Origin of the sequence: Streptomyces thermocarboxydovorans, from assembly GCF_039524635.1 — a bacterium.
Classification (GTDB): Bacteria; Actinomycetota; Actinomycetes; order Streptomycetales; family Streptomycetaceae; genus Streptomyces; species Streptomyces thermocarboxydovorans.
Map to the genome: position 1 here is coordinate 1 of NZ_BAAAGU010000049.1, position 26,312 is coordinate 26,312.

The 26,312-nt window shown below is 72.3% G+C and carries 22 protein-coding genes; 11 read left to right on the forward strand and 11 right to left on the reverse strand.

What is annotated here, in order from left to right:
- Window positions 1-25: 25 nt before the first annotated feature.
- The 3 genes from ABD198_RS22095 (at window position 26) to ABD198_RS22105 (ending at window position 2,843) form a co-directional block, all read left to right on the forward strand.
- Complete coding sequence (locus tag ABD198_RS22095; protein WP_344004890.1) at window positions 26-283, forward strand: hypothetical protein; 258 nt, start codon at window positions 26-28, stop codon at window positions 281-283.
- Window positions 284-286: 3 nt separating this feature from the next.
- A complete protein-coding gene (locus ABD198_RS22100) occupies window positions 287-664 on the forward strand; it encodes a toxin Doc (protein WP_167990250.1) in 378 nt (125 codons plus the stop codon).
- Window positions 665-1,193: 529 nt separating this feature from the next.
- Window positions 1,194-2,843, forward strand: a complete 1,650-nt coding sequence (locus tag ABD198_RS22105) for an RICIN domain-containing protein (RefSeq protein ID WP_344004739.1) — start codon at window positions 1,194-1,196, stop codon at window positions 2,841-2,843.
- 117 nt (window positions 2,844-2,960) lie between these two features.
- Here ABD198_RS22105 and ABD198_RS22110 read toward each other — a convergent pair whose 3' ends face one another.
- Both ABD198_RS22110 and ABD198_RS22115 read right to left on the reverse strand, forming a co-directional pair.
- Window positions 2,961-4,130: a lactate 2-monooxygenase gene (locus ABD198_RS22110; RefSeq protein WP_344004742.1), complete on the reverse strand. Its 1,170-nt coding sequence runs from the start codon at window positions 4,128-4,130 to the stop codon at window positions 2,961-2,963.
- Window positions 4,131-4,334: 204 nt separating this feature from the next.
- Complete coding sequence (locus tag ABD198_RS22115; RefSeq protein ID WP_344004745.1) at window positions 4,335-5,024, reverse strand: alpha/beta fold hydrolase; 690 nt, start codon at window positions 5,022-5,024, stop codon at window positions 4,335-4,337.
- Window positions 5,025-5,431: 407 nt separating this feature from the next.
- Between ABD198_RS22115 and ABD198_RS22120 the strand changes: the two genes are divergently transcribed.
- Entirely contained in the window at window positions 5,432-5,866 is a 435-nt protein-coding gene (locus ABD198_RS22120; protein WP_344004748.1) for a subtilase-type protease inhibitor, read from the forward strand.
- A 226-nt stretch (window positions 5,867-6,092) separates the two neighbouring features.
- Here the strand turns inward: ABD198_RS22120 and ABD198_RS22125 are convergent, their stop codons facing one another.
- The 7 genes from ABD198_RS22125 to ABD198_RS22155 form a co-directional block, all read right to left on the reverse strand.
- Window positions 6,093-6,290 (reverse strand): CDGSH iron-sulfur domain-containing protein, encoded by a 198-nt coding sequence (locus ABD198_RS22125; protein ID WP_344004750.1) that lies wholly within the window; start codon window positions 6,288-6,290, stop codon window positions 6,093-6,095.
- Window positions 6,271-6,957 carry a HemK2/MTQ2 family protein methyltransferase gene (locus tag ABD198_RS22130; RefSeq protein WP_344004753.1) on the reverse strand — a complete coding sequence of 229 codons (687 nt, stop codon included), beginning with the start codon at window positions 6,955-6,957 and terminating at the stop codon, window positions 6,271-6,273. Before ABD198_RS22130 ends, ABD198_RS22125 begins: the two co-directional genes overlap by 20 nt.
- Window positions 6,947-7,954: an iron-containing redox enzyme family protein gene (locus ABD198_RS22135; RefSeq protein ID WP_344004756.1), complete on the reverse strand. Its 1,008-nt coding sequence runs from the start codon at window positions 7,952-7,954 to the stop codon at window positions 6,947-6,949. The genes ABD198_RS22130 and ABD198_RS22135 overlap by 11 nt, the downstream gene beginning before the upstream one ends.
- 69 nt (window positions 7,955-8,023) lie before the next feature.
- The gene (locus tag ABD198_RS22140; RefSeq protein ID WP_344004758.1) at window positions 8,024-10,840 is read right to left on the reverse strand and encodes an NHLP bacteriocin export ABC transporter permease/ATPase subunit; all 2,817 of its coding nucleotides are present in this window, start codon (window positions 10,838-10,840) and stop codon (window positions 8,024-8,026) included.
- Between the two features lies 1 nt (window position 10,841).
- Window positions 10,842-13,064: an NHLP family bacteriocin export ABC transporter peptidase/permease/ATPase subunit gene (locus ABD198_RS22145; protein WP_344004760.1), complete on the reverse strand. Its 2,223-nt coding sequence runs from the start codon at window positions 13,062-13,064 to the stop codon at window positions 10,842-10,844.
- Entirely contained in the window at window positions 13,061-13,867 is an 807-nt protein-coding gene (locus tag ABD198_RS22150) for an HlyD family efflux transporter periplasmic adaptor subunit (RefSeq protein WP_344004763.1), read from the reverse strand. The genes ABD198_RS22145 and ABD198_RS22150 overlap by 4 nt, the downstream gene beginning before the upstream one ends.
- A gap of 113 nt (window positions 13,868-13,980) precedes the next feature.
- On the reverse strand, window positions 13,981-14,193 hold the full coding sequence (locus ABD198_RS22155; protein WP_344004765.1) for a type A2 lantipeptide: 213 nt from the start codon (window positions 14,191-14,193) through the stop codon (window positions 13,981-13,983).
- Between the two features lie 629 nt (window positions 14,194-14,822).
- Here ABD198_RS22155 and ABD198_RS22160 point away from each other — a divergent pair.
- Window positions 14,823-16,193 carry a S1 family peptidase gene (locus ABD198_RS22160; RefSeq protein ID WP_344004767.1) on the forward strand — a complete coding sequence of 457 codons (1,371 nt, stop codon included), beginning with the start codon at window positions 14,823-14,825 and terminating at the stop codon, window positions 16,191-16,193.
- 113 nt (window positions 16,194-16,306) lie between these two features.
- Here ABD198_RS22160 and ABD198_RS22165 read toward each other — a convergent pair whose 3' ends face one another.
- A complete protein-coding gene (locus ABD198_RS22165; protein ID WP_344004770.1) occupies window positions 16,307-18,457 on the reverse strand; it encodes a SpoIIE family protein phosphatase in 2,151 nt (716 codons plus the stop codon).
- 283 nt (window positions 18,458-18,740) lie between these two features.
- On the opposite strand from ABD198_RS22165, the gene ABD198_RS22170 reads away from it, so the two are divergent.
- From ABD198_RS22170 to ABD198_RS22200, 6 genes are all read left to right on the forward strand, one after another.
- The gene (locus tag ABD198_RS22170) at window positions 18,741-21,218 is read left to right on the forward strand and encodes a SpoIIE family protein phosphatase (RefSeq protein WP_344004773.1); all 2,478 of its coding nucleotides are present in this window, start codon (window positions 18,741-18,743) and stop codon (window positions 21,216-21,218) included.
- 495 nt (window positions 21,219-21,713) lie between these two features.
- On the forward strand, window positions 21,714-21,893 hold the full coding sequence (locus ABD198_RS22180) for a hypothetical protein (RefSeq protein ID WP_167990273.1): 180 nt from the start codon (window positions 21,714-21,716) through the stop codon (window positions 21,891-21,893).
- Window positions 21,894-21,994: 101 nt separating this feature from the next.
- Window positions 21,995-23,062 (forward strand): glucose-1-phosphate thymidylyltransferase, encoded by a 1,068-nt coding sequence (locus ABD198_RS22185; protein WP_344004776.1) that lies wholly within the window; start codon window positions 21,995-21,997, stop codon window positions 23,060-23,062.
- Entirely contained in the window at window positions 23,059-24,039 is a 981-nt protein-coding gene (gene rfbB / locus ABD198_RS22190) for a dTDP-glucose 4,6-dehydratase (protein WP_344004779.1), read from the forward strand. Before ABD198_RS22185 ends, rfbB begins: the two co-directional genes overlap by 4 nt.
- Entirely contained in the window at window positions 24,036-24,923 is an 888-nt protein-coding gene (gene rfbD, locus ABD198_RS22195) for a dTDP-4-dehydrorhamnose reductase (protein ID WP_344004782.1), read from the forward strand. Before rfbB ends, rfbD begins: the two co-directional genes overlap by 4 nt.
- Complete coding sequence (locus ABD198_RS22200) at window positions 24,910-25,713, forward strand: class I SAM-dependent methyltransferase (protein ID WP_344004785.1); 804 nt, start codon at window positions 24,910-24,912, stop codon at window positions 25,711-25,713. Before rfbD ends, ABD198_RS22200 begins: the two co-directional genes overlap by 14 nt.
- Here ABD198_RS22200 and rfbC read toward each other — a convergent pair.
- Window positions 25,703-26,311, reverse strand: coding sequence for a dTDP-4-dehydrorhamnose 3,5-epimerase (gene rfbC, locus ABD198_RS22205; protein WP_344004787.1), 609 nt, complete (start codon window positions 26,309-26,311; stop codon window positions 25,703-25,705). The two genes, ABD198_RS22200 and rfbC, sit on opposite strands and share 11 nt — an antisense overlap.
- Window position 26,312: the final 1 nt, after the last annotated feature.

Consider the following 26,312-nt stretch of genomic DNA (forward strand, 5'->3'; position numbering starts at 1 on the left):
GCAGTCGGATCGAACGTCACCGTTCATCCAACCGCCCCAACCACCAACCCGGCGAACCTATGCGGTCACAGCACTAGAGGACCTGCGGCAGATCGCCAAGGAGCGCGGTACGTCCATGAAGGCGCTCGTGCGCGAGGCGGCGGCGGCCGACATAGCCCGCCACCGGGCGCTTCAGGAGGGGGCGGAGGCCTTCCGCCGCTTCTTCTCCTCCCATGCCGACGAGTTCGCGGCCGCCTTCCCGGACGACGAACCTCCCGCCAAGAGTGAGGGGCGGGTCGCCTGACCCATGGCATCCGTCCTCCACATCGACGTGCCCTGGCTGCTCCAGCGGCACGAGGAGGTCCTCCCGGACCAGCCCGTCATCAACGACTTCTCCGCGCTGGTCGCCGCCGTCGCCCGGCACCGCGTGGACCCGCCGCGCCTCGGTGTGGACTCCGACCCCGCCTGGCGGGCCGCGGCCCTGCTGCACACCCTCGCCGTGCTCCGGCCGCTGCCCTCGGCCAACGCGCGTTTCGCCTGTGCGACCGCGGTGGCGTACATGTTCGTCAGCGGCGTCGGCATCGACCCGCCCTACGGGGCGCTGGTCGACCTGGCGCGCGATCTGATGTCCGGTGAGACCGACATCTACGGGGCCGCCGACCGGCTCCGCTCCTGGCAGATCTGACCGCCGGACGCGGCCAACGCGCGAGGCGGGGGAGCAGTGTGCGGCCTCTCGGGCCGCCGGCCGAGGGCGGGAGGAGAACAGGGCCGGCGGCCGTTCGCGCAGGAGAGCAGCCGTCCTGCGCCTGACCTCCGAGAAGGGCCGTGACCAGTTGACTACGCCCCGGCGTGCGCCGGGAGCGTGCGCGGCGCGGTCGGCTGGGGCGTGCCGTTCACGCGGGGTGTGCGGGCCGCCCGAAAACCTGGACCGAAAGTCGTTTCGAGGAAGAACGCACCCCTTTTTCTTTCTGACTTTTTGTCAACGCGCAGATCTTCCTCATGCACCTTGTTGCACATGTGCCGCTTGTGCGAGAGTGAGCCATCCGCGGGGGGTAAAGACCGGGGATCGCACACGTGTTGAGCAACCGGGTCCGATTCACCGGCGGTGAATTCGCGCTCCCCGCGCTCACGCCAAAGAGGTATGAACCAGTCGGGCTTCCTTTTCGGCGTACCGCAACTCCTGTGTCACCTGCGCGTGGGAAGGAACCATCTCAGTGCCCACCCCCCACCCCCCTCGACCTCCGTTCCCGCCGCCCGGCGGGGATCACGGTGAGTCCGACGAGTCCCTCGCCGCCCGGCTGCGGGGCCGTCCGGAGGGCGAGGCCGCCGATTCCGTCGCGCTGCTGACGGCTCGGCACTGGCAGTCCATCTACGACTACGCCACCGTCTGCCTCGCCTCCTCGGGGCGGCTCGCGGCCATGGTCGCCGCGGCCGCCCTGCACCGCGTCCTGAACCGGGTCACCGCCGGGGAATCGGCCGCCGCGCTGCGCCCGGAACTCCTGGTGGCCGTACGGGACACGGTCCGCGCGTGGGCGGAAGACGATCGAATAACAAATGCGCTGCCGGGCTTGCAGAAACCGGCGGGCGGGCGCGGCATGCGCGCCGCCACCACCATGACTCCGGAAAATCGCACGCTCGCCCAGCGGGCATTTCGGTCGCTGCCCGGACATGCGCGCTGTTTGCTCTGGCATGTCGAGGTGGAGGCCGAACCCATATCCGTGCCCGCCGGGCTGCTCGGCATGGACGCCGACATCGCCTCGGGCGCTCTCGAACAGGCCCGGGACAGATTCCGTCAGGCATGTGTCCATGCCCATCAAGAACTGGCACCGAGCAAGGACTGCCGGTTCTACAACCGCCTGCTCGACGTCCCGATCCGCCGCGGCGGGGGCCTGCTGCCGGATGTGCGCAACCACTTGGCGGAGTGCCGCCACTGCCGTGACGCGGCGGACCAGCTCGGCCACTTCGAGGGCGGGCTGGGCACCCTCATCGCCGAGGCGGTCCTCGGCTGGGGGGCCCGCCGCTATCTCGACTCCCGACCCGGCCGCACCTCCTCCGGCCACGGCGGGCGCGCGGCGCCCCGCGGCCGCCGCCGCGGCGGTCACGGCGGTCACGGTGGCAGCGGACGCCACGGGCTGCTGTCCCGGATCCCGGTCCCGGCCCGGCTGCACGGCCTGAGCCTGCCGGATCCGGTGCGCTCCACCCGGACGCTGCTCACCGGCCTCGGCGCCGTGTCGGCCGGCGTGCTGGTCAGCGTGCTCATCGCCGGACCCTCCTCGCCGGGCGGCGGGGGCGCCGACCCCACCGGAGCCAGCAGCAGCGCGGGCGGCCGGGGCGTCGTGCCGTCGGTGTCCCCGCCCGGCGTCGCCGGACTGCCCACGGCAGCGGGGCAGGTGCGGCTGCGCAACGTCGGCTCCGGGCTGTGCCTCGACACCCGGGGCGAGCCCCGGGACGGGGCCGGCATCCGGCTCGCGGACTGCTCCTCGGGGTGGAGCCAGCAGTGGACGTTCGAGGACGACGGGCTGCTGCGCAGCGTCGCCGACCCCGGGCTGTGCCTGGACTCGCACAAGGACGCCGGTGTCGTGGTGCTGGGCACCTGCGCCGAGCCGGACGACGGGCGGGGCGACGACGTGCGCTACGACCTGACCCCGCTCGGCGAGCTGCTGCCCCGCTGGGACCCGCAGCTGGCGCTCACCCCGGCGGGCCTCGACGCGAACGCTGACATCGTCGTCAAGGTGCGGGACCGGACGACGGGTCAGCGCTGGGTGACCGACCCGGTGGGCGACACCGCCACCGGTTCGCTGTCGATCAGCGACTCCGCCACCCGGGCCGCCCGGCACGCCTCGCTGACCGAGCCCCTGTCATGAGGTGAACCGCCCCGGCCGGGACAGGCCGACGTGCGCCCCAGCCGGGGTGGGCAAGGGCCCGCCTCGGCCGGGGCGGGCGAGGGCCTGCCCCGGCCCGTACGGGCCATGGTCCGCCCGTCAGGCCGGGCCCTCCACCAGATCGGCGGATGTGACGGTGGCGCAGCCGGCGTGCCCGGACAGGGCGAGGGTGAGGTCCAGTTCGGCCAGCAGGCAGCGGATCACATGCTCGACGCCCGCCTGCCCGTCGAGCCCGAGCCCGTAGACGTACGGCCGCCCGAGCAGCACCGCCCGCGCACCGAGCGCCAGCGCCTTGAACACGTCGTCGCCGGTGCGCACCCCGCTGTCGAACAGCACCGTGAGCCGGTCGCCCACGGCCTTCACCACGCCCGGCAGCGCGTCCGCCGCGCCGATGGCCCCGGCCACCTGGCGGCCGCCGTGGTTGGACACCACCACCCCGTCCATCCCGGCGTCGGCCGCGAGCCGCGCGTCGTCGGGGTGCAGCACGCCCTTGAGGACGATCGGCCCGTCCCAGTTCTCCCGCAGGAAGGCGAGGTCCGGCCAGGTCTTGGCCGGGTCGGAGAACATGCCGACGAAGTGCAGCACCGCCGCGTTGAGGTCCTCGTGCACGGGCTTGGCCAGTCCCGCCTGGAAGGCGGGATCCGAGAAGTAGTTGGCGGTGCCCACCCCGCGCAGGAACGGCAGATACGCCTGGTCGAGGTCGCGGGGGCGCCAGGACAGCAGGGGAGTGTCCAGGGTGACCACCAGCACGGAGTACCCGGCGGCCTTCGCCCGCCCGAGGAAGCTGCGGGCCACCTCCGGATCCTTCGGCCAGTACAGCTGGAACCAGCGCTCCGCGTCGCCCATCGCCTCCGCGACCTGCTCCATCGGCGTGCTGGAGGCGGACGAGAGGATGAACGGCACGCCCTGGGCGGCAGCGGCCCGGGCGGCCGCCGTCTCGCCCTCCGGGTGCATGATCGACAGCACCCCGACGGGCGCCAGCGCCAGCGGCGCCGGGAGCGAGCGGCCCAGCACCTCGACCGACAGATCGCGCTCGTGCACGTCCCGCAGCATGCGCGGCACGATCCGGCGGCGCTCCAGGGCAGCCCGGTTGGCGCGCGCGGTGCTGCCGTCGCCGGCGCTGCCCGCGACATAGCCGACCGGACCCGGCCCGAGCCGCCGCTCCGTCAGCTCCTCCAGCCGGGTCAGATCCGTGGGCAGCCGGGGCACGGCCCCCGACATGCCGTTCAGATAGATCTCGTACTGGAAGTCCGCCCAGTGCTTGCCCATACGAGCCGACCCGCCTTTCCTCGTCACACCGTCCGGCCTGCCGGGCCGACCATACCGGCCGGTACGCGGAAACGTACCTGCTCGGAGGGCATCGGATCGGGTATCGGATCGGTGTAGGGGCGGAAGCGTTCAGGATCCGTGCGCGGCCAAGCGGTCAGCACCCGTCTGCGCCGAAGCGGTCAGCACCCGTCCGCGGCGAAGCGATCAGGACCCGGCCGCGGCGAGGATCCGGGCCAGCTCCCGGGGGCGGGAGAACATCGGCCAGTGGCCGGTGTTCATGCGGACCAGCTCCCAGCGGTCGCTGTGCAGCAGCTCGTTCACCGCCGGCATCGGCTCCTCGCCGTCCAGCAGGCACTTGACGTAGATCGCGGGCAGCTGGCCCAGCTTTCCTTGCAGGACGGCGGGTTCGGTGAGGCAGGCGCCGGGGTGAGGGGTCGCGCGGGACAGGAGAAGGTCGATCTGCTGGTCCGTCAGTTCCTGGCCCGCGAACTCCTCCCGGGGCAACGGCGGCCAGAAACCGCCGTGCTCCTCGATGGAGCGCCGCACCTCCTCGCTCGGCCAGCCGGACAGGAGCGTCTCCCCGTCCACCGGGACATTGGCGTCGACGAACACCACCCGCCCAAGACGGTCGCCGATCCGCTCGGCGGCCAGGCCGACCGGTATCCCGGCGTAGCTGTGCCCGACGAGCACGACATCCCGCAGGTCGAGGCGCTCCACCTCCGTCACCACGTCCTGCACATGGGTCTCCAGCCCGGCCGGGACGCCCTGCCGCTCAGCCAGTCCGGACAGTGTCAGCGGGTGGACGTCGTGCCCGGCCTCCCGCAGCTCGGCCGTCACCTCGTCCCACGCCCACGCACCGAGCCACGCACCTGCCACAAGCATGAATCGCGTCATGCCCGGACTCTAACCGCCGCCACTGACAACGCCGTTCGCCCACCGCCGGCGGCGGGGAGCGTTCCCGGGACTCCCGGAACCGGTCCTCGATCGCCACGAGACCGACCGATCATGAACACCGGGGCTCCGGAACCGCTCTGCGGAGGACAGAAACGGAATGTTTCAGGCCTATTAACGAGCAGCTGGGTTTTGGCCATCTGGCAATTTCCCACACACCGTAGCCGTGTGATTACGCGGTCGGCGCGCATCCCTCCCGTGACTTCCCGCCACTGATTCAACACGCAATGTTACTGAAATCCGCACGGTCGAGATGAGTTTCCGCGGCGGACTCGGCAGACTCCGGCACGCCGGTTCGGCACCGACCGAGCTCGAGCCGGCGCTTTCACACGAGCGGAAGGATGCACACAATGCGGAACACCGCGCGCTGGGCCACCACTCTCGGCCTCACGGCCGCCGCCGTCCTCGCACCCCTGGCGGGTGCCGCGTCGGCAGCCCCGGGATCCGGCCCGTCCGCGCTCTACGCCCCCTCGGCCCTGGTGCTGACCGTGGGTCACGGCGAGAACGCGATGAGCGCCACACCGGAACGCGCGGTCACCTTGACCTGTGCCCCCCGGCCCTCGGGCACCCACCCCGCCGCCGCCTCGGCCTGTGACGAGCTGCGCGGCGTGGGCGGCAACCTCAGCGCCCTGACGATGCGCCCGGGCGTCTTCTGCACCAAGCAGTACGACCCGGTCGTCGTCACCGTCGACGGCGTCTGGGAGGGCAAGCGCGTCTCCTACGAGCGCACCTTCGGCAACGCCTGCGTGATGAACGCGCACGGTTCTGCCGTCTTCGCCTTCTGAGACCGGGATCGCACGGTTCCCGTGACCGCGCGGCGGTTCGCAGATTGGGGAGTGCGAGCCCCCTCGCGGAACGTGCGATCTCGCGCAAGGAGGCCGGCGGGCGGAGTGGGGCCGCCCGCCGGCCTTCGGCCCTTGCGCACCGGGCCCGAAGTGCACGCGATGTGCACTCGGGCCCCTTTCCGCATCAGGGACCCGTACTCGGGCTTCCGTATCAAGGCCCGAGGACTCAGCCCCGGTCGCGGTGGCTGGTGTCGCACCACGGATAGCGCCGGCTGCGGCGGCAGGTGCACAGGGCGACCCGGAAGCGGTCCGAGCGCAGGACCGTTCCGTCCTCCAGCTCCACCTCCACCGGACCCTCCACCAGCAGCGGGCCCTTGCGCTGGACGGTGACGCGACGCGGGGTGTCAGACGGGGAGTTCGGCACGGATCACCACCAGTTCCTCGGTGTCCTCGGACGCGGGCAGCAGCCCGCGCTCGCGCAGCCAGTCCGCCCTGGACCGCAGCACCGGACCGAACGCGATGCGCCGGCGCCGCGTCACCGCGGCCTTCAGACCGGCCGGGCGCAGCAGCCCCACGGTGGCCTCGGGCGCGCTGAGCGCCGACTGGACCAGCAGCAGCACACCGCCCGGCCGCAGCCGCTCGGGCGCCTGTACACAAAGCCGGTCGAGGACCAGGCGCCCGTCGCCGCCCGCGTCCCAGGCCCGGGCCGGACCGCGCGGCAGCTCACCGTCCGCCGGAGCAGGCACGTACGGGGGGTTGGCCAGGATCAGGTCGAACGTCCGGTCGGCGACCGGGGTGAACAGATTGCCGTGGCAGACGCGGACCGGGACCCGCGCCCGCCGCGAGTTGAGGCGGGTCGCCCACACCGCCCGCCGGGAGACGTCGACCGCCGTGACCCGCAGGCCGCGGCGGGCGGCCGCCAGGGCGAGCGCGCCCGAACCGGTACCGACGTCGAGCACCTCCGCGCCCGCCGGGACCGGCTCGTCCGCCAGCGCCTCGGTCAGCAGCTCGGTGTCTTCCTGCGGGGCGTACACACCCGGGGGTGCCAAGAGATTCACGCACCACCGGGTACCCCGTGAATCACGGGACATGAGTGAGCTCCGGCGACAGCGGTGTACGCAGTGACGAGCGGCCCTCCCGCCAGTGAGCCAGCAGGGCCTCGCCGAGCCGGTCCTCGAGGAACTCGGTGGCGTCCACCCCGAAGGCGATGTCCCGCTCCAGATGCGGCTCGTCCTCCAGCAGACCGCCGATGACGTCGTGCCGCACGACCTGCTCGTGCACCGCGTCGGCCTCGACGTGCTCGTCGTAGAAATGCTCGGCGGCCGGGCCGGCGCCGGTACGGCGCATCGCCTCCGCGAGCCGCCGGGAGCCCGGGGACGAGGTGATCTCGACGGTCGCGAAGTGCCCCACCAGGGCCCCGCGCAGCGCGCGGTGCAGCCCGAACAGGGACATCAGGTTCACCGTCGCCAGCAACTCCGCGCGCGCCGCGTCCAGATAGCGCCCGTAGGTGGTGTCCAGGCCCAGGTCCGTCATCAGGTCTGCGAACAGCTGGGCGTGCAGCCGCTCGGCCCGGCCGCCGCCGTACTCGTCGAACTCCACCGCCGCCATCGCCGCCTTCGCCCGCCCCCGCAGCCGCGGCAGCACCCAGGCGTGCGGGTCGGCCTCCTTGAGGTGGTAGAGCGAACGCTGCGCGGCGTACTCCCGGAGCTGCCACAGCTCGCCCTTGTCCCGCAGGAAGTGGCTGACGCCCGTGCCGTCCACCGGCTCCACCAGCAGCCCGGCGAGGGCCTCGTCGACCCCCTGGTGCACGGTGGCGTCGGCGCGCAGCGCGGTGAGGAAGCGGTCCTCCAGGGCGGCCCGGGTGCGCAGCAGCTCCGGGTCCCACTCCGGATCCGGCGGCACGCCCGCGAAACCGCGGTAGTGCAGCTCGTAGCAGAGATACAGCGCGAGCTGCAGATCGTCGCCGTAGGCGGGGGAGCCGGCGATGTCACCGGGCGGGGGCAGGGGACCGGTGCCGCGCAGATGGTCCAGCACGGATGCGCTGAGCGGACCGCGGGCCTCAGGCAGCTGAGGTTCATGGCTGTGCATGCATCCCCGGGTACCCCGAACGGGCCCCGCCATCCGGTCCGCACGGACCCCCGGGGGCGCGGCAGGCCGTCAGGCCATCTGGCGCCGCACCAGCTCGTGCAGGCGGCCGCCGGTGTCGGCGAGGAGCTGGGCGGGTGGGCCCTGCTGGACGACCTTGCCGTCCTCCATGACGATCACGCGGTCCGCGTCCAGCACCGTCGACAGCCGGTGCGCGATCACGATGCGGGTCGCCTGCAGCGCCTTGGTGCTCTCGATCACGGTGCGCTGGGTCTCGTTGTCCAGGGCGCTGGTCGCCTCGTCGAAGAAGATGATCCGCGGCCGGCGGATCAGCGCCTGGGCGATCATCAGCCGCTGCCGCTGGCCACCGGAGACCGCACCGCTGCCGGAGACGATGGTGTGCAGCCCCATCGGCATCCGCTTGATGTCCTCGGCCAGCCCCGCCATCTCGGCGGCGGCCATGACCTCCTCCGGCGTGTACGGCTCGGTGCCGCAGATGACGTCCATGATCGAGCCGGTGAACGGCTGAGCGTGCTGGAGCACCACACCGCACTGCCGGCGCACCGCCGACTGGTCGAGCGCCGCCAGGTCCTGGCCGTCGTAGAGCACGCTGCCCGACAGCGGCCGGTCGAAGCCGATCAGCAGCCTGAGCAGCGTGGACTTGCCGCAGCCGCTGGGGCCGACGATCGCCACGAACTCACCGGGCCGCACCTCGAAGGACACGTCGTCCAGGACCAGCGGCCCGTCGTCGGAGTAGCGGAACGACAGCCGCCGCGCCTCGATCGCCCCGGTCAGCGGCGCCGGCCGGGTGCTGCTCGCCCGCACCTCCGGGGTCGCCTCCAGCACCGGCTTGATCTGCTCGAACAGCGGCAGCGCGGCCACCCCGGAGACGAACGCGCCGGTCAGCTGGGTCACCGAGGTCAGCACCATCGTCACCGAGGTGTTGAAGGTGAGGAACTCCGCCGCCGTCATCGAGCCCCGGGCCGGCCCGGCCAGCAGCATGAACATCGCCAGCGTGCACAGCGGCAGATACACCGCGCTCAGCACCGCGTTGAGGTTCTTGATCCGGCCCGCCTTCTGCTGCAGCTCACGGCTGCGCGCGAACTGAGACGCCCAGGCGGCGTACGCGTAGTTCTCCGCCGCCGCCACCCGCAGTTTGGGCAGCCCGCGCAGCGTCTGGAAGGCCTGGTTGTTCAGCTTGTTGGTGAGCACCACGAGCCGCCGCTGCCAGCGCACCTGCCACAGCCCGAGCCCCAGGAACACCCCGGCGACGACGGTCAGCATGCCGAGCGCGGCCAGCGCCATCGGCACGCTGAACCACAGCAGCAGCCCCAGGTTCACCGCCCCCACGGTCACCGACTGGGTCACCGTCGGACCCACCCCGGCGAGCAGCCGGCGGATCGCGCTGATGCCCATGGCGGCGCTCGCCAGCTCACCGGTGGACCGCTCGGTGAAGAAGCGGGTCGGCAGCCGCAGCAGCCGGTCCCAGACGGCCGGCTGCAGCGTGGCCTCCACCCGGCCCTCCAGCCGCAGCAGGGTGAGGTTCTGCAGCAGCATGAACGCCGCCGCCACCACGCTGCTGAGGATCACCGCGAGACACACCTGCACGATCAGCTCGGTCTGCGCCCTCGGCACGTACTCGCCGAGCACCTTTCCGGTGGCGATCGGCACCAGCGCGCCGAGGGCCACCGTGACCAGACCGCCGAGCACCAGCCGCGCCAGGTCGGCGCGGGTGCCCGTCATGCAGAACCGCATCAGCCCGAGCGGGCCGAGCCTGCGCTCCGGCAGCGGCCGGTAGAACATCACCGCACGCGGTTCGAACTCCTCCGCGTTGGCCTTCTCGATCGGCGTCTCCCGGCCGGTCGACGGATGCACCGCCACATAGCCGCCGCGCCGCCACAGCAGCGCCACCGGGGCACCCGACAGGGCCCGGTGCCCCACCAGCGGGCCCACGTTCTCCCGCCACCAGCGGCCGGTCAGCCGCACGGCACGGGTCCGCAGCCGGGAGGCCACCGCGATGCGCTCCACCGGGTCCAGCCGGCTGTCCCCGGCGGCCGCCTGCGCGGCGTCCGCGAGCGTGATGCCCGCCGCCCGCGCCACCAGCTTGCACGCCGCGTACGTGGCGTCCGCGTCGGCCGCCGTGGTCCGCTGCGCCGACCGCTTGCCGATCGCGGCGAGCAGCGTCCGGTCGGCCTGGGCGCGTACCGCCTCACCGGCCCTGATGCCCTCCGCGGTGCGGGTCTCGTGGGTGTGCTCCAGCTGCTCGATCCAGCGGTCCAGGGTGGTCATCAGCCGGTACTGCTGATCCACCATGGACTGCCACAGCGCGGGGTCCATCAGCAGATCGGCCGCTGCCTCGGCCCCGTACAGCGAGCCGTACTGCACGCTGCCCGGCGGCACCTGCATCCAGAAGACCTCGTCGTCGGCGGGCGCCGACCCCCGCTCGCTCGCCATCGGCGCCTGGAACAGCACCGCCAGACTGCGGCCGACGCCCAGCGCCAGGGCGTACTCCAGCGGACTCGTCGTCGGCGGCACGTACTGCGGGTTGCCGTACTCGTCGTAGGACCAGGTGGCGGTGTCCGCCGGCTGGTACAGCTCGCGCAGGCCTATGCGGTGCACCACGCAGTCCCGCAGCGGGCGGGCCACCAGCGTGTGCCGGGGACCGGCCGACGGGCCCAGCAGCAGCGACCCCGTCTCCAGCCGGCCCAGGTGGTGCCAGTGCCCCTGCTGCTCGGCGTCCACCGCGAACAGGTCCACCGCGCCGGAGACGACCAGCCACAGCACCTGCGGCCCCTCCAGGTCGAGGCGGCTCGACCCGGCGCAGTCGATGCGCGCCCCCAGTTGGCCCAGCGCGTCGAGGACGAGGTCCCCCTGATGTGCCGAGGTCATCTCATCGCTCCCTGACCAGCGCCGCGTACGCGCCGCCGCGCGCCACCAGCTCCGTGTGCCGTCCGCGCTCCACGACCGTGCCGTGGTCCAGGACGACGATCTCGTCGCTGTCGCGGACCGTGCTCAGCCGGTGCGCGATCACCACGCAGGCGCAGCCGCGGCGGCGCAGGTTGTCCATCACCACCTGCTCGGTCTCGGCGTCCAGCGCGCTGGTCACCTCGTCGAGGACCAGGATGCTGGGCCGCCGCACCAGGGCGCGGGCGATCTCCAGGCGCTGGCGCTGCCCGCCGGAGAAGTTCCGCCCGTCCTGCTCGACCGGGCTGTGGATGCCGCCCGGACGCCGCATGATCACGTCGTACAGCGCGGCGTCCTTCAGCGCCTCGACCACCGCCTCGTCCGGGATCGACGGGTCCCACAGCGCCACGTTGTCGCGGACCGTCCCCTCGAAGAGGAACACGTCCTGGTCGACGAAGGACACCGACGCCGCGAGCGCGCCGCGCGGGATGTCCTCGATGCGCCGCCCGTCGATCCGGATGACGCCCTCCCACGGCGTGTACAGGCCCGAGATCAGCCGGGACACCGTGGACTTGCCGCTGCCGGAGCCGCCGACCAGCGCCACCTGCTGTCCCGGGCCCACCGTCAGGTCGAAGCCGGACAGCAGGGGCTTGTCCAGCGGGTTGTAGCCGAAGGTGATGTTCTGCAGCTCGACATGCCCGTGCAGGCGGCGGGTCGACTCCCCGGCGCCGGGACGGCCGTAGAGCGGGTCGGCGCGGAAGTTCTCCACGTCCTTCAGCCGGGCCACGTCGGCCGCGAAGTCCTGGATGCGGCCCACCACGCCGTTCAGCCGGGTCAGCGGGGCGGTGAACCGGGTCACCAGCGCCTGGAAGGCGACCAGCAGGCCCACCGAGATGTGCCCCTCGACCGCCCGCATGCCGCCGATCCACAGGATCAGCGCGCTGTTGAGCGTGGCCAGCGTCGGAGCCACCACGCCGAGCCAGGCGCTCGGCACCCCGAGCCGCTGCTGCTCCTCCAGCGTGGTCGCGTGCTGCCCCGCCCACTTGCGGAAGTAGCCGTCCTCGCCGCCGGTCGCCTTCATCGTCTCGATCAGCTGCAGACCGGTGTACGCGGTGTTGGTCAGCCGCGCGGTGTCGGCGCGCAGCTTCGCGGTACGGGTCGCGCGCAGCCGGACCACCACCCGCATCGCCACCAGGTTCAGCAGCGCCACGCCCACGCCGACGAACGTCAGCTGCGGGTCGTAGGTGTAGAGCAGCACCGCATAGAGCACGACCACCACCGCGTCCACGCCGGCCGCCGACAGATCGCGGGCCAGCGTCTCGGCCACCGCGTCGTTGGACTGCAGCCGCTGCACCAGGTCGGCGGGGCTGCGCTGGGAGAAGAACGTCACCGGCAGCCGCAGCAGATGCCGCAGGAAGCGGGCGCTGGACAGCGTGGAGGAGATGATCCGGCCGTGCAGCAGATTGGCCTGCTGCAGCCAGGTCAGCACCAGCGTCAGCAGCACGCAGGCGCCCATCGACAAGAACAGCACGTCCAGTGTCGACGTCTGCCGGCCGATCAGGAAGTCGTCGATGAAGGTGCGACTGAGCCCGGGCACCGCCGCGCCCACCGCCACCAGCAGCAGGCTGGCGAGCACCACCGCCGGCATGGTGCCCGCGGTGCCGCGCAGCCGGGCCGGCATGGCGCCGAGCACGCCCGGTCTGCGGCCGCCCTTCTTGAAGTCCTTGCCGGGCTCCATCACCAGCACGACGCCGGTGAAGCTGCCGTCGAAGTCCTCCAGGGACACGAAACGGCGTCCCTTGCCGGGGTCGTTGATGTAGACGCCGCGCCGGCCGAAGCGGCGGCCCATGCCGTCGTAGACGACGTAGTGGTTGAACTCCCAGAACAGGATGGCCGGTCCCTGCACCTCGGCGAGGGCGGCCGTGTCCATCTGCATGCCCTTGGCGGTCAGGCCGTAACTGCGGGCCGCCTTCAGCAGATTGCTGGCGCGCGAGCCGTCGCGGGAGACACCGCAGGCGATGCGCAGCTCCTCCAGCGGGACGTGGCGGCCGTAGTGGCCGAGCACCATGGCGAGCGAGGCGGCGCCGCACTCGACGGCCTCCATCTGCAGCACGGTGGGCGTACGGACAGTGCGCGCACGGGACTTGGGCACGCTGCGGCGGGGCGGGGCGGCGCGGCGTCTGCCGCGGGTCTGCGCTGCGGTGCTCATGGCAGCAGCCAGTCGACGGGACGCCGGTCAGCCAGCCGGATCGAGCCGGTGGCCAGGGTCATCGAGGTGAGCTTGAACGGCGGGCCGTCCGCGGACGACCACTCGTAGCCGCTTTTCGTGCCCGACGACTTCTCCAGCTCCACCGTGACGGCCACGGGCCTGCCCTTCCTGGTGAACTCCTCGCCCAGCTGGCTGTCGCCGAGGAACGCGGCGATCTGCTGCGGCGACTGCGCCGAGCGGTCCACGGACTTCACCTCGCCGTGCAGCACGCCGTACTCCTGGCTGGGCACCGACTGCACGGTGAGGTCTACGGAGGCGTGCGCGGGGATGCCGGCGGCGTTCTCGGCGGGGACATACACGGTGGCGTAGAGGGGGTCCTTGGCGTGGGCGACCTTCTCCACGGCGGCGACATTTGCGCCGGTGCGGATGATCTGCCCGACGCTTGCGGCGAGCGCGGTGATCCGGCCCGCGTCCAGGGTGCGCACCACGCTCTCGCCCTGCCGGGTGCGGACCTTCAGCACCGGCGAGTTCGCCGGCAGGCGTTCGCCCTGCCGCGCGAGGACCGCGGTGACCTGGCCGTCGACGGGGCTCTGCAGGAGGTAACTGCCCTGCCCGTGCGTGAGGATGGCGGGCGCGCTGACCGTGGACGACACCGATCCGGTGAGCGCCCACACCGAGGCGGCGGCCATCGCGATCACGGTCACGGACAGCACCAGCCACCCCTGCGGGCGGGCCAGCCGCACCGGGAGGTCCAGCTCCTCCGGTGACTGGAGCTTGGCGAGGGCCTGTTGGCGGAACTGCACGGTCTTCCCTCACCTGCGGGACGGGGGCGACGTGACGAGGACGGGTGACGGCACCGCTGAGTCCCGGAGCGGCCGGTTGGCGGCTCCGGGACTCAGTTGGCACAAGGGCGCGATCAGAGACCGGCGACCAGGTTGGTGACCGGGGCGGTGTTCAGGCCGGTGACACCCTCGACGGTGCCGACGACCGTGTCCACCGCGGCGGAGACCGGGGCGACGCTGTCCACGGCGCTCGTGAGGGTGTTCACGGCGTTGACGGACAGGCCGCCGGAAACGGCGTCGAGCTCGGCGTCGGAGATCTCGGCGGTCTCGAACGGGGTGGAGTTCATGGTGGAACTTCCCTTCGTATGGATATCTCACAAGGGGGAGCGGCCCCCTCTGGGGACAGTGAAGGCCGCCACCGCGCGGGCGCTCGAGCGCCCGTCGCCGGGAGCCCGGAACGGCCTTGCGGTGCGATGGATCAAAGCACGCTCCGGGCGGGCGCTTCCAATCAACCAAGGCCCTCACCTGGGAATTTGCGGCGCTGAAGAGCCCAAGCGTGCAGACGGGTGCACGGCTCGGTGGCGACTTCTTCACATGCCCCACCACTTCGCCGCATCCAGTCACTTGCGCCCCGCCCGGCAGAACCCGACACACCGGCCCCAAAGGCGTGAGTGGGGCCGCCGTCTTGTGAACGGTTCCGCGCAAGAGTGACCGCCTTGGACAGTCAGTGTGCAGATTCCCTGAAGCCAGAATTCCGCTCCCTGATCGCCACCGATCGCAATCGACTGGTCGCTGAGCGTGTCGCTCACGCCCGGCGCGCACCGGCCGGCCGTGGCCGGTTCCGTGCCCGAATTCCCGAGATCCGCACAGGGATTTGAACACCCCTCATGGCTCATGCGTACCAACTGCCGTCCAGGCGCCGCGAAAGGCCGCCGCCCGGCGGCACGACTCCCGTCCCCCCAGGAGGTCGAGAAGTTTGAGTCACAAGCGAATCCCCAAGCGCAAGGCCGCGATAGCGGCAGGCAGCGTGGTGGCGCTCGGCGCCGCCGCCATCCTGCTGCCGAACGCCAAGGCGTCCCAGGACGGCTCGTCGAACGACGCGGCGCCCAGGACCCTGAAGGCGGGCGACGCCTCGGACCTCGCCTCGGAACTCTCCGAGATGCTCGGGGACGCCTTCGCCGGTTCGTACTACGACAGCGCCAAGAAGCAGCTCGTCGTCAACGTCGTCCCGGGTGACAACAACAACGTGGTGGTGCAGGCGAAGCGGGCGGGTGCGGTCGTCCGCGAGGTCGACAACAGCATGCAGGAGCTGGAGGCCGGGGCGAAGACCCTCAAGGCCAAGGCCACCATCCCCGGCACCTCGTGGGCCGTCGACCCGCGCACCAACAAGATCCTGGTCACCGCCGACCGCACGGTCACCGGCGAGAAGTGGGACCAGCTCGAGTCCACGGTGAAGAGCCTCGGCTCCGGCATGGCGACCGTCAAGAAGTCCTCCGGCACCTTCAAGCCGTTCGTGTCCGGCGGCGACGCCATCTTCGCCGGCGGCGCGCGCTGTTCCCTCGGCTTCAACGTCACCGCGAGCGACGGCTCCCCCGCGTTCCTGACGGCGGGTCACTGCACCCTCGGCGGCAACGAGTGGTCGGACCAGCAGGGCGGCCAGCCGATCGCGACCGTCGACCAGTCGGTCTTCCCCGGCGAGGGCGACTTCGCGCTCGTCAAGTACAACGACCCGGCGACCCAGGCGCCCAGCGAGGTCAACGTGGGCGGCCAGACCGTGGCCATCAACCAGGCCGCCGAGGCCACCGTCGGCCAGCAGGTGTTCCGGATGGGCAGCACCACCGGGCTCTCCGACGGCCAGGTCCTCGGCCTGAACGCCACGGTGAACTACCCCGAGGGCACGGTCACCGGCCTCATCCAGACCAACGTCTGCGCCGAGCCCGGCGACAGCGGCGGCTCGCTGTTCACCCAGGACGGCCTCGCCATCGGCCTCACCTCGGGCGGCAGCGGCGACTGCACCCAGGGCGGCGAGACCTTCTTCCAGCCGGTCACCACGGCGCTCGCCGCGACGGGCGCGACCCTCGGCGAGGGCGGCCAGGCGGGCGGCGGCGAGGCCGGCGCCGGTGAGCAGGGCGCGGGCCAGGAGGCCGGCAACGGCCAGGGCGCGGGCAACGGCCAGGGCGCGGAAAACGGCCAGGGCGCGGAAAACGGCCAGGGCGCAGGAAATGGGCAGGGCGCAGGCAACGGGCAGGGCGCCGCGAACGGCCAGGGCGCCGAGAACGGGCAGGGCGCCGGCAACGGCCAGCAGCAGACGGAGGACCACTCCGGCCTGACCGGCACCGACGACTGACCCACCGGCCGCTCCCGCGCCGACCGCCCGGCCGGGAGCCTGAAACCGGCCCGGTCCACCGCACCCCCACAGCGGCGGACCGGGCCGGGCTCCGTGCCCCCCCGCGGCCGGTGTCAGTCCTCCGGCAGCGCCCGCAGCAGCAGCAGCGCGATGTCGTCCAGACGTTCCTCGGTGCCGGACGCATGCCGGACCAGCGCGTCGGCCAGGTCGTCCAGGGGCCGGTCGCCCAGCTCGGTGAGCCGGTGACGCAGTTCGGTCAGCGCGTCCTCGAAGTCAGTGCCCGGGGACTCGACCAGACCGTCGGTGTACAGCACGAGCAGCGAACCGGGGGAGAGGGCCACCTCCGTCGTCGGATAGGTGGCCGTGGCGTCGATGCCCAGCAGCGGCCCGCCGGCCAGGTCCAGCACCCGCGCCCGCCCGTCCGGCTTCCTCAGCAGCGGCGGCGGATGACCCGCACGGGACATCACGGCCCGCCGCCGCGCCGGATCCAGCCGCAGATACAGGCAGCTCGCGAACAGGTCCGAACCCAGGTCCAGCAGCAGCCGGTTGGTGCTGCGCATGACCTCCTCCGGCGCCTGCCCCACGGTCGTGTACGCCCGCACCGCCGTACGGACCTGCCCCATCAGCCCCGCCGCCGTCACGTTGTGACCCTGCACGTCCCCGATCACCGCCGCGGCCATGCCCTGCGTCGGCACCAGGTCGTAGAAGTCGCCGCCGATGTCCATGCCCTGAGTGGCCGGCAGATACCGGGCCGCCGCCTCGATGCCGTCCAGCGAGGGCAGCGAGTGCGGCAGCAGCGCCTCCTGCAGCCCGTGCGCCAGCCGGTGCTTGGCGTCGTACAGCAGGGCACGCTCCAGCGCCTGCGCGATCAGACTCGCCAGGCTGGTCAGCACCGCCCGCTCCTCCGTCGCGAAGTGGTGCGGCGCCGCGTACGACAGGCAGCACACCCCCACCGGCCGCCCCGAGGCGATGAGCGGCAGATAGGCGAACGCCGCGAACTCGGACGGATGCCCGCCGAGTGCCGGATACAGGCGCTCCATCTCGTCCCGCGCCTCGAAGAACGCCGGCACCCCGGTGCGCAGCACCTGGCTCCCGGGGGTCGGCTCGGACAGCGGCATCCCGTCGTGCCAGTCGATCACCCGGGTGTCGCCGTAGCCGCGGTGCCCCAGCACCAGCAGCCGCCCGGCCCGGGACCCCATCACCACCAGCCCCTGACTGCCCACCGCCGGCGCGATCTCGTCGGCCACCAGCTGCACCACGTCCTGCACGCCGACCGCCTCGGTCAGCGCCCCGGCCAGGATCAGCACCTGCGTGATACTGACCAGCCGTCTGGGCGCACCACCGGGCGGCGGCGCCGCCCGGTTCATCTCCGCCACGCCCCGGGCCCGGCTGATCCGCACGCTCAGCCCGTTGGTGCTCGGATACATCCGGAACGACAGCCACTCGCCGGGCGGCCGCAGCGCCACGAACGACGTCACATGCTGGCTGAACAGCGCGGCCCGGTACCGGTCCTCGTAGACCGGGTCGTTCAGCCAGGGCACCGACGCCCACAGATGAGCCCCGATCAGCCGGCTCACCGGCACGTCCAGCAGCTCGCTCGCGGCGGCGTTGGCGAACCCGACCCTGCCGTGCAGATCCAGCGAGCACAGGCCGTACGGCAGCCGCGCCACCATGCGCGCCGCCTCCACCGAGCCCAGGGTGCCCGCCATCCCGCCCACCAGCGGAGCGGCCAGCAGATCCGGCTCGGGCAGCACCGGCACGGACTGCTCGGCGGCCCGCTCCAGCCGCATCGCCAGCCGGCCGGCGGCGGCGAGCAGATGGTCACGCTCCCAGTCGGCCAGCACCGGCGGATGGCTGCCGGGCCAGGTGACGAAGATGGCCCCGTACGCCCTGGTCTCGGTCGCCACCGGCAGCGCGGCCAGCGAGAAGGGGTACGGCAGCACCACGGCGATCCGGGGGTAGCGGCGGGCCATCTCCTCCTGGTCGCCGACCCACACCAGACGCCGTTCACGCACCGCGTCGGACACCGGGATGGGCACACTGAGCCCCACCCGCTCCCAGGGGGCGGCGAAGGCCCGGGGCAGACCCGCCATCACCGCCATCTCCAGCACCGGCTGGTCCGGCGAGAGCAGATACACCGCCCCGGAATGGGCGTGCACCTCGTCCATCATCGAGGCCAGCGTCAAGGAGAGCAGCGGCAGGCCCGCCGGGGCGCGCACACTCGCCGGCGCCTGCGCGGACGACTGCTCGGACACGCCGACCACCTCCTCGCACGGCCGCGCCCCGGCTTTGGACCAATCTCTGCTCCCTGCGGCCCCGTCCCGCACGGCGAGCGGCCCGGGCCGGCCCGTTCCCGGCGGCCGGTGCGGCCTCCGGCGGCCCCGGTCACCGTGAGCTCCGTCTACCCCCCGCCCGTGCCGGTACGCCGCCTCCGCACGCCTCCCGAGCAGGAATGTCCCCATCTGCGGCACCTGGTCCGCCCGGGCGCCCTTCCGAAGGGCCCCGGAACGGCCACAGGGGCTGCGCAGGTCTCTCATTAGCGCTGTAATGGCCAACGTGGTCGGAGAGGGCGCTGTGCGAGGCAGCACGAGAACTGTTCGTGCGGAAGGCGCTCTGAGGACGATCACGGTCGATCAGGAGTCGCCCGAACGGCTGCGCAGGGTCCTGGAGCAGGCCCTCGTCTTCGCCGGCGCCGCCTTCGCCGCCGTCTACACCTGCGCCGCCGACAGCGAGGTGCTGCAGCTGGTGGAGTCGGTGGGCGCCCCCGGATCGCTGTACGGCGTGCGGGACAGCTACCCCGCCGCCGGGCACTCCCCGGCGGCCCAGGCCCTCAGGCGCGGTCAGCCGGTGTGGCTCGGCACCAAGGAGCTGTCCGAGCGCGCGCAGTCCCGGCGCATCCCCGCCTACGACTTCTCCCTGGCCGCGCTGCCGGTGGACGACGACGGCGGCGGCTGCCTGCTCGCGGTGAGCGAGCGCCCCGGCGGCTTCGACCCCGAGGACCGGGCCTGTCTGCAGCTGATCGCCGACGCCGCCTTCATCCCCGCGCCGCCGTCGGGCCCCGAGCCGGCCCCCGACGGCGGCGAGCTGCCGCCCGACGCCTTCAGCCTGGCCATGGACACCGGCCAGGTCCGGGCCGGCGAGCAGATCCTGGAGCTGTTCGGGCTCGACCCCGGGGAGTTCGACGGCCGGGTGGAGACCCTGCTGAGCCTGACCGTGCCGGAGGACCTGCCCGCGCTGATGTCCGTCGTCGAGGCCGACCACATGTCCATCGGCGACCGCGAGCTGGAGTTCCGGGTGCTGCAGCCCGCCGGACCGCCCAAGTGGCTCAGGCTGCGCGGCCGGCTGCTGTCCGGCGGCGAGGGCCGCCCCGCCCGGCTGGTGGGCTCCGTCGCCGACGCCTCCACCCTGCGCTCCGACGTCACTGACGTCGCCCGCGTCCAGCGCCTCGCCGCTGCCCTGGCCACCGCGGTCACCGTGCGTGACGTCGGCAAGGCCGTGGTGGCCGCGCTGCGCAGACCGCTGCGGGCCGACCGGATCGCGCTCGCCGAGCTGGAGAGCGACCGGCTCGTCGTCACCGTCCTCGACCCCCCGGAGCCCGAGGCCTGGCCGGAGCTGTGGCGCTCGGAGTGGCGCACCGAGTGGCCCGACGCGCCGGTGCGCGCCATGCCTACCCTCGCCGCCGCCCTGCGCGAGGGCCGCGCCCAGATCTGGCCCGCCGGAAGCCCCCTGGAACCCGCCCTCGCCGAGGTCGGGCCCGGCGGACTCGCCATGCTGCCGCTGCCCGCCGGCAACCGCATGGCCGGCGCCTGCCTCATCGGCTGGGACACCCCGCACGACTTCGACCCCGACGAGCGCGCCCTGCTCACCGCCGCCGCCGGTCTCGCCGGGCAGGCCCTGATGCGGGCCCGCGCCTTCGACGCCGAGCACGAACTCGTCGGCATGCTCCAGCGCCAGCTGCTGCCGCGCCGGCTGCCGCGGCTGCCCGGCGCGGTCGCCGTAGCCCGCTATCTGCCCAGCACGGCCGGCCTGGAGCTGGGCGGCGACTGGTACGACGTCATCCCGCTGCCCGACAACCACGTCGCCCTGGTCATCGGCGACGTCCAGGGGCACAGCGCCGGCGCCGCCACCCTCATGGGCCAGATGCGCACCGCGCTGCGCGCCTACGCCATCGAGGGGCACCCGCCCGACGTGGTGGTCTCCCACGCCAACCGGCTGCTCATGGACATGGAGACCGATCTCTTCGCCACCTGCTGCTACGTCGACGTCGACATGGAGGAGGGCTCCGCGTGGTGCGTGCGCGCCGGGCACCTCCCGCCGGTGCTGCGTCACCCGGACGGCGGTACCGACATCGCCGAGGCCGAGGGCGGCCCGCCGCTCGGCGTCGTACGGCAGGCGGTCTTCCCGATGAGCCCGCTCAGGCTCCAGCGCGGCACCCTGGTCGCCCTCACCACGGACGGGCTGGTGGAGTCCCACGAGGCCGACATCGACCAGGGCATGCGCAGCCTCGCCGACCAGCTGTCCGCCGCCAACCCGGCCCACCTCGGCCCGATCGCCGACGCCCTGCTCGGCAACGCGCCCCGCAGCGACGACATCGCCCTGCTGATCATGCGCTACGACGGCATGGCGCTGCGCCCCCGGCGGGAGAGCTGGACGGTGTGGCGGGTGCCGCAGGCGGTCGGGCACGCCCGCCGCTTCACCCGGCGCACCCTGCGCTCCTGGGGGGTGACCGAGAATCTCGACGCCGCCCTGCTGGTCGTCTCCGAACTGGTCACCAACGCCCTGGTGCACACCGACGGCCGGGTCCGCCTCGACATCACCCTGGTCAACGACCGGCTCCGCCTCGCGGTCGCCGACGCCTCACCGCGGAGCCCGGTCAAGCCCACCAGCATCGGCTGGGAGGCCACCGGGGGCCGCGGCATCCTGCTGGTCGAGGCCCTGTCGGCGTCCTGGGGCACCGTGCCGGTCAGCGGCGGCAAACAGGTGTGGGCGGAGCTCGTCCTGGACGGCGGTGCGCCCGCGAGGTGAGCCGCCCCCGAAGCCCGACGGCACGTGGCGGTCAGGCTTCGGGGAAGACGAGCTCCGCGTCCACGCCGTCGGCGAGCAGGAAGTACCCGAGCGTCGGCGAGCAGGAAGTACCCGAGGAAGGTGACCCCCTCCTCCTGCGCGTCGAAGTGCGCGATGCTCACGGCCTCCGAGAACTCCGCCGTCCTCCCGTCCGCCGGCAGCTCCTCGATGGCCAGGTGGGTCATCGCGTCATGGGGCGTCGCGCCGTGCCAGTGCCACTCGCCGGCCTCGATCCGGACGGTGTCACCGGCGCGGATCGTCTCGGCCTCGCCACCGCGGCGCTGCACCGCGGCTCCGCCCGGCCGGGAGCCGGCCGGGAACCGCCCGGGGGCGGCGGGGCGTCCTTGAGGACAGAGGTACGAGCATGAAAGAGGTACGTAGCGACGGCCCGGTGTTTGCGCGCCCGGCCGCCGGGGACCCGAACCCGCAGAGTTCGCAGAGAGAAGATGGTGCGTCGTGACCTCGGAGACCAGTGACAAGCCCCGGCCGCGCCGGCCGGAGACCGGTTGGGCCAGGGCCCAGCGGCTGCGCGGGAAGAACCCGTTGCGGACCTGCCTGCCCGCCGTCATCGACCGGACGGACTCCGACACCTCGAACACGGGTATGGGGGAGATCATCGTCAGGGGCGAGGACTAGCAGGTGACCGGGGCCGCCGCCCCCGACTGAGCCGGGAATTGCCGATCGACGTGCAATTCCAATGATGTCTGCCGTGCCGGTGAACGGCTATGGTGAGTCAGATGAAGGCTCTCGTGCTGTCCGGTGGCGCCGGAACCCGGCTGAGGCCGATCACCCACACCTCGGCGAAACAGTTGGTGCCCGTGGCCAACAAGCCCGTCCTCTTCTACGGGTTGGAGTCCATCGCGGACGCGGGCATCACCGACGTCGGGATGATTGTCGGTGATACGGCGGAAGAGATCGAGAACGCGGTGGGCGACGGATCGAAATTCGGTCTGCAGGTCACCTACATTCCCCAGGAGAAGCCCCTCGGACTGGCCCATGCCGTGCTGATCGCCCGCGACTGGCTCGGCGACGACGACTTCGTGATGTACCTCGGCGACAACTTCATCGTCGGCGGTATCACCGGGCTCGTCGACGAGTTCCGCAGGCACCGTCCCGATGCGCAGATCCTGCTCACCAGGGTCGCCGATCCACGCGCCTTCGGAGTCGCCGAACTCGACGACTCCGGACAAGTGATCGGCCTCGAGGAAAAGCCCGACAATCCCAAGAGCGATCTCGCCCTGGTCGGCGTCTATCTCTTCACGCCGGCCATTCACAAAGCGGTGCGGGCCATCAAGCCCTCCTGGCGCGGTGAACTCGAGATCACCCACGCCATCCAGCATCTGATCGACAACCGCGCCGATGTGCGCAGCACCATCATCCACGGCTACTGGAAGGACACCGGCAACGTCGTCGACATGCTGGAGGTCAACCGCACCGTCCTGGAAGGCGTGGAGCGCCGCATCGACGGAGAGGTGGACGACCGCTCGGAGACCATCGGCCGGGTGGTGATCGAGCCTGGCGCGCGGATCGTCAACAGCCGCATCGTCGGCCCCGCCGTGATCGGATCCGGTACGGTCGTCAGCGACTCCTATGTCGGTCCGTTCACCTCGATCGCGGAGAACTGCCGGATCAGTGACAGCGAACTCGAATTCTCCATCGTGCTGCGGGACTCGTCGATCGACGGCGTCGGCCGGATCGAGTCCTCGCTGATCGGCCGGCACGTCGAGGTGACGCCGGCACCCAGCGTCCCCAGCGCACACCGACTTGTCCTCGGAGACCACAGCAAGGTGCAGATCCATTCATGAATCTCCTCGTCACCGGAGCCGCCGGCTTCATCGGGTCCCGCTACGTGGCCGCGCTGCTCGCCGCCGACACGCCGGACGCGCCGCGCATCACCGTGCTGGACAAGCTCACCTACGCCGGCACCCTCGACAACCTGCAACTCGATCACCCGCGCCTGGAGTTCGTCCAGGGCGACATCCGTGACGCCGAGCTGGTCGACAAACTCGTGGGCGAGGCGGACCAGGTGGTGCACTTCGCCGCCGAGTCGCACGTCGACCGCTCGATCCTCACCGCCTCCGACTTCGTCCTCACCAACGTGGTCGGCACCCAGGTCCTGCTGGACGCCGCCCTGCGGCACGGCCTGTCGACCTTCGTGCACGTCTCCACCGACGAGGTCTACGGCTCCATCGAGTCCGGGTCGGCCACCGAGGAGTACCCGCTGAACCCGAGTTCCCCCTACTCGGCGTCCAAGGCCTCCTCCGACCTGCTCGCCCTGGCCTACCACCGCACCCACGGACTGGACGTGCGGGTCACCCGCTGCTCCAACAACTACGGGCCCCACCAGTTCCCCGAGAAGGTCATCCCGCTCTTCGTCACCAACCTCCTCGACGGCAAGAAGGTCCCCCTCTACGGCGAGGGCCTCAATGTGCGCGACTGGCTCTATGTCGACGACCACTGCGCCGGCGTGGAACTCGTCCGCACCAAGGGCCGCCCCGGCGAGGTGTACAACATCGGCGGCGGCACCGAGCTGACCAACAAGGAACTCACCGGCCTGCTCCTCGAGGCGTGCGGGGCCGGCTGGGACCGGGTGGAGTACGTCGAGGACCGCAAGGGCCACGACCTGCGCTACTCCGTGGACTGGACCAAGGCGCGCGACGAACTCGGCTACCGGCCCCGGCACGACTTCACCACCGGCCTCGCCGAGACCGTCGCCTGGTACCGCGACAACCGCGCCTGGTGGGAACCGCTCAAGCGGCGCGTCGCGGGGGAGCGGTCGTGAGCTGGCTGGTCACCGGAGCGGGCGGCATGCTCGGCCGCGACGTCGTCGAGGAACTCACCCGGCGCGGCGAGAAGGTGACCGGCCTCGACCGCAGGATGCTCGACATCACCAGCGCCGAGGCGATCGACCGGGCGCTGGCCGGGCACCGCCCCGACCTGGTGGTGAACTGCGCCGCGTACACGGCGGTGGACGACGCCGAGAGCGACGAGGAGACCGCCACCCGCGCCAACACCGACGGCCCCCGCCTGCTCGCCCGCGCCTGCGCGCGCCACGGCGCCCGGCTCGTCCATGTCTCCACCGACTACGTCTTCTCCGGCGAGGCCCGCACCACCCCCTACCCGGAGGACCACCCGCCGGCCCCGCGCACCGCCTACGGCCGCTCCAAGCTCGGCGGCGAGCGGGCCGTGCTGGAGGAACTCCCCGGTGCGAGCGCCGTGGTGCGCACCGCCTGGCTCTACGGGGTGCACGGCCACAACTTCGTCCGCACGATGATCGGTCTCGAGTCCCGCCGCCCCACCGTCGGCGTCGTCGACGACCAGCGGGGCCAGCCGACCTGGAGCGCCGACGTCGCCGCCCGCATCGCCGACCTCGGCCCCCGCGTCGGCGACGGCGCCCACGGCGTCTTCCACGCCACCAACTCCGGGGAGGCCACCTGGTACGACCTGGCCCAGGAGGTGTTCCGGCTGCTGGGCGCCGACCCGTCCCGGGTCCGGCCCACCACCACGGACGCCTTCCCCCGGCCCGCCCCGCGTCCCGCGTACAGCGCCCTCGCACACGGCCGCTGGCAGGAGATCGGCCTGCCGGCTCCGCGTGACTGGCGTGCCGCCCTGCACGAAGCAATGCCCCGCATCCGCAAGGAGAGTTCTCTTCGTGAAACGCCATGAGTTCCTGCGGGAACTGCACAAGGTCAGCGCCAACCGCAACTACCTGGAGATCGGCGTCAACGACGGCCGCAGCCTGCGGCTGTCGCGCGTCCCCAGCATCGCGGTCGACCCCGCGTTCAAGGTGGTCTCGGAGATCAAGTGCGACGTCCATCTGGTGAAGGCCACCAGTGACGACTTCTTCGCCCGGGACAACCCGCTGGCCCACCTCAAGGGCGGCCGGCATCCGCTGCGCAACCTGCGCCGGGGCCGCAGCCCGTTCGGGTACTGGCGGCGCACCACGCTGGACCTGTCGTTCATCGACGGGATGCATCTCTTCGAGTACGCCCTGCGCGACTTCATGAACGTGGAGAAGCACTCCGACTGGGCCAGCGTCATCGTCCTGGACGACATGCTCCCGCGCAGCGTCGACGAGGCCGCCCGCGACCGGCACACCACCGCCTGGACCGGCGACGTCTTCAAGATCACCGAGGTGCTGGCGCGCTACCGCCCCGACCTGGTGGCCGTGCTGGTCGACACCCAGCCCACCGGCCAGCTCGTCGTCTTCGGCGCCGACCCGGACAACCGGGTGCTGCACGAGAAGTACGACGAGATCCTCGCCGAGTACAAGGTGCCCGACCCGCAGAAGGTGCCGGAGACCATCCTGGAGCGGGCCGGGGCCGTACCGCCCGAGGCGCTGCTCGAGGCGAAGTTCTGGAAGCCGCTGGTCCAGGCCCGCAACCGGGGCCTGCCGCGGCGCATGGGCTGGGAGCCCCTGCGCCGCTCCCTGGAACAGGTCGGCGTCAGCCGCTGACCTCCCTGCCGCGCAGCTCCTCGTAGCGTGCGCGGCAGGCCTCGTACGTCGGCAGCAGGCCGAGGCGCTCCGCCTCGGCCAGCGTCGGCGCCTGCTGGTCCTTCGGCGACAGCACCGGGTCGATGCCCTCCGGCCAGGCGATGCCCAGGGCCGGGTCCAGCGGGTGCACGCCGTGCTCCCGCTTCGGCGCGTAGCCGGTGGAGCACAGATACACCACCGTCGCCTCGTCGGTCAGGGCCATGAAGGCATGGCCGAGGCCCTCGGAGAGAAACACGGCGTGACGGGTGTCGTCGTCGAGCCGGACCGCCTCCCAGCGCCCGTAGCCGGGGGAGCCCACCCGCAGATCGACGATCACGTCGAGGACCGCGCCGCGCACGCAGGTCACGTACTTGGCCTGCCCGGGAGGCACGTCCGCGTAGTGCACCCCGCGGATCACCCCGCGGCGCGACACCGAGCAGTTGGCCTGCGCCAGCGACAGGTCGTAGCCCGTCGCCTCGCGGAACTCCTCACCCCGGTACCACTCGTGGAAGCTGCCCCGCTCGTCGGGGAACACCTTCGGCTCCAGCACCCATGCGTCCTCGATCTCCAGTGCGCGCACG

Excerpts from the sequence above, each read along its gene's own strand:
- ABD198_RS22100 (WP_167990250.1), top strand. The coding sequence starts at position 287 with ATGGCATCCGTCCTCCACATCGACGTGCCCTGGCTGCTCCAGCGGCAC.
- ABD198_RS22110 (WP_344004742.1), bottom strand. The coding sequence starts at position 4,130 with ATGGGCAAGCACTGGGCGGACTTCCAGTACGAGATCTATCTGAACGGC.
- ABD198_RS22115 (WP_344004745.1), bottom strand. The coding sequence starts at position 5,024 with ATGACGCGATTCATGCTTGTGGCAGGTGCGTGGCTCGGTGCGTGGGCG.
- ABD198_RS22120 (WP_344004748.1), top strand. The coding sequence starts at position 5,432 with ATGCGGAACACCGCGCGCTGGGCCACCACTCTCGGCCTCACGGCCGCC.
- ABD198_RS22130 (WP_344004753.1), bottom strand. The coding sequence starts at position 6,957 with ATGTCCCGTGATTCACGGGGTACCCGGTGGTGCGTGAATCTCTTGGCA.
- ABD198_RS22135 (WP_344004756.1), bottom strand. The coding sequence starts at position 7,954 with ATGCACAGCCATGAACCTCAGCTGCCTGAGGCCCGCGGTCCGCTCAGC.
- ABD198_RS22140 (WP_344004758.1), bottom strand. The coding sequence starts at position 10,840 with ATGACCTCGGCACATCAGGGGGACCTCGTCCTCGACGCGCTGGGCCAA.
- ABD198_RS22145 (WP_344004760.1), bottom strand. The coding sequence starts at position 13,064 with ATGAGCACCGCAGCGCAGACCCGCGGCAGACGCCGCGCCGCCCCGCCC.
- ABD198_RS22155 (WP_344004765.1), bottom strand. The coding sequence starts at position 14,193 with ATGAACTCCACCCCGTTCGAGACCGCCGAGATCTCCGACGCCGAGCTC.
- ABD198_RS22170 (WP_344004773.1), top strand. The coding sequence starts at position 18,741 with ATGGCCAACGTGGTCGGAGAGGGCGCTGTGCGAGGCAGCACGAGAACT.
- ABD198_RS22185 (WP_344004776.1), top strand. The coding sequence starts at position 21,995 with ATGAAGGCTCTCGTGCTGTCCGGTGGCGCCGGAACCCGGCTGAGGCCG.
- rfbB (WP_344004779.1), top strand. The coding sequence starts at position 23,059 with ATGAATCTCCTCGTCACCGGAGCCGCCGGCTTCATCGGGTCCCGCTAC.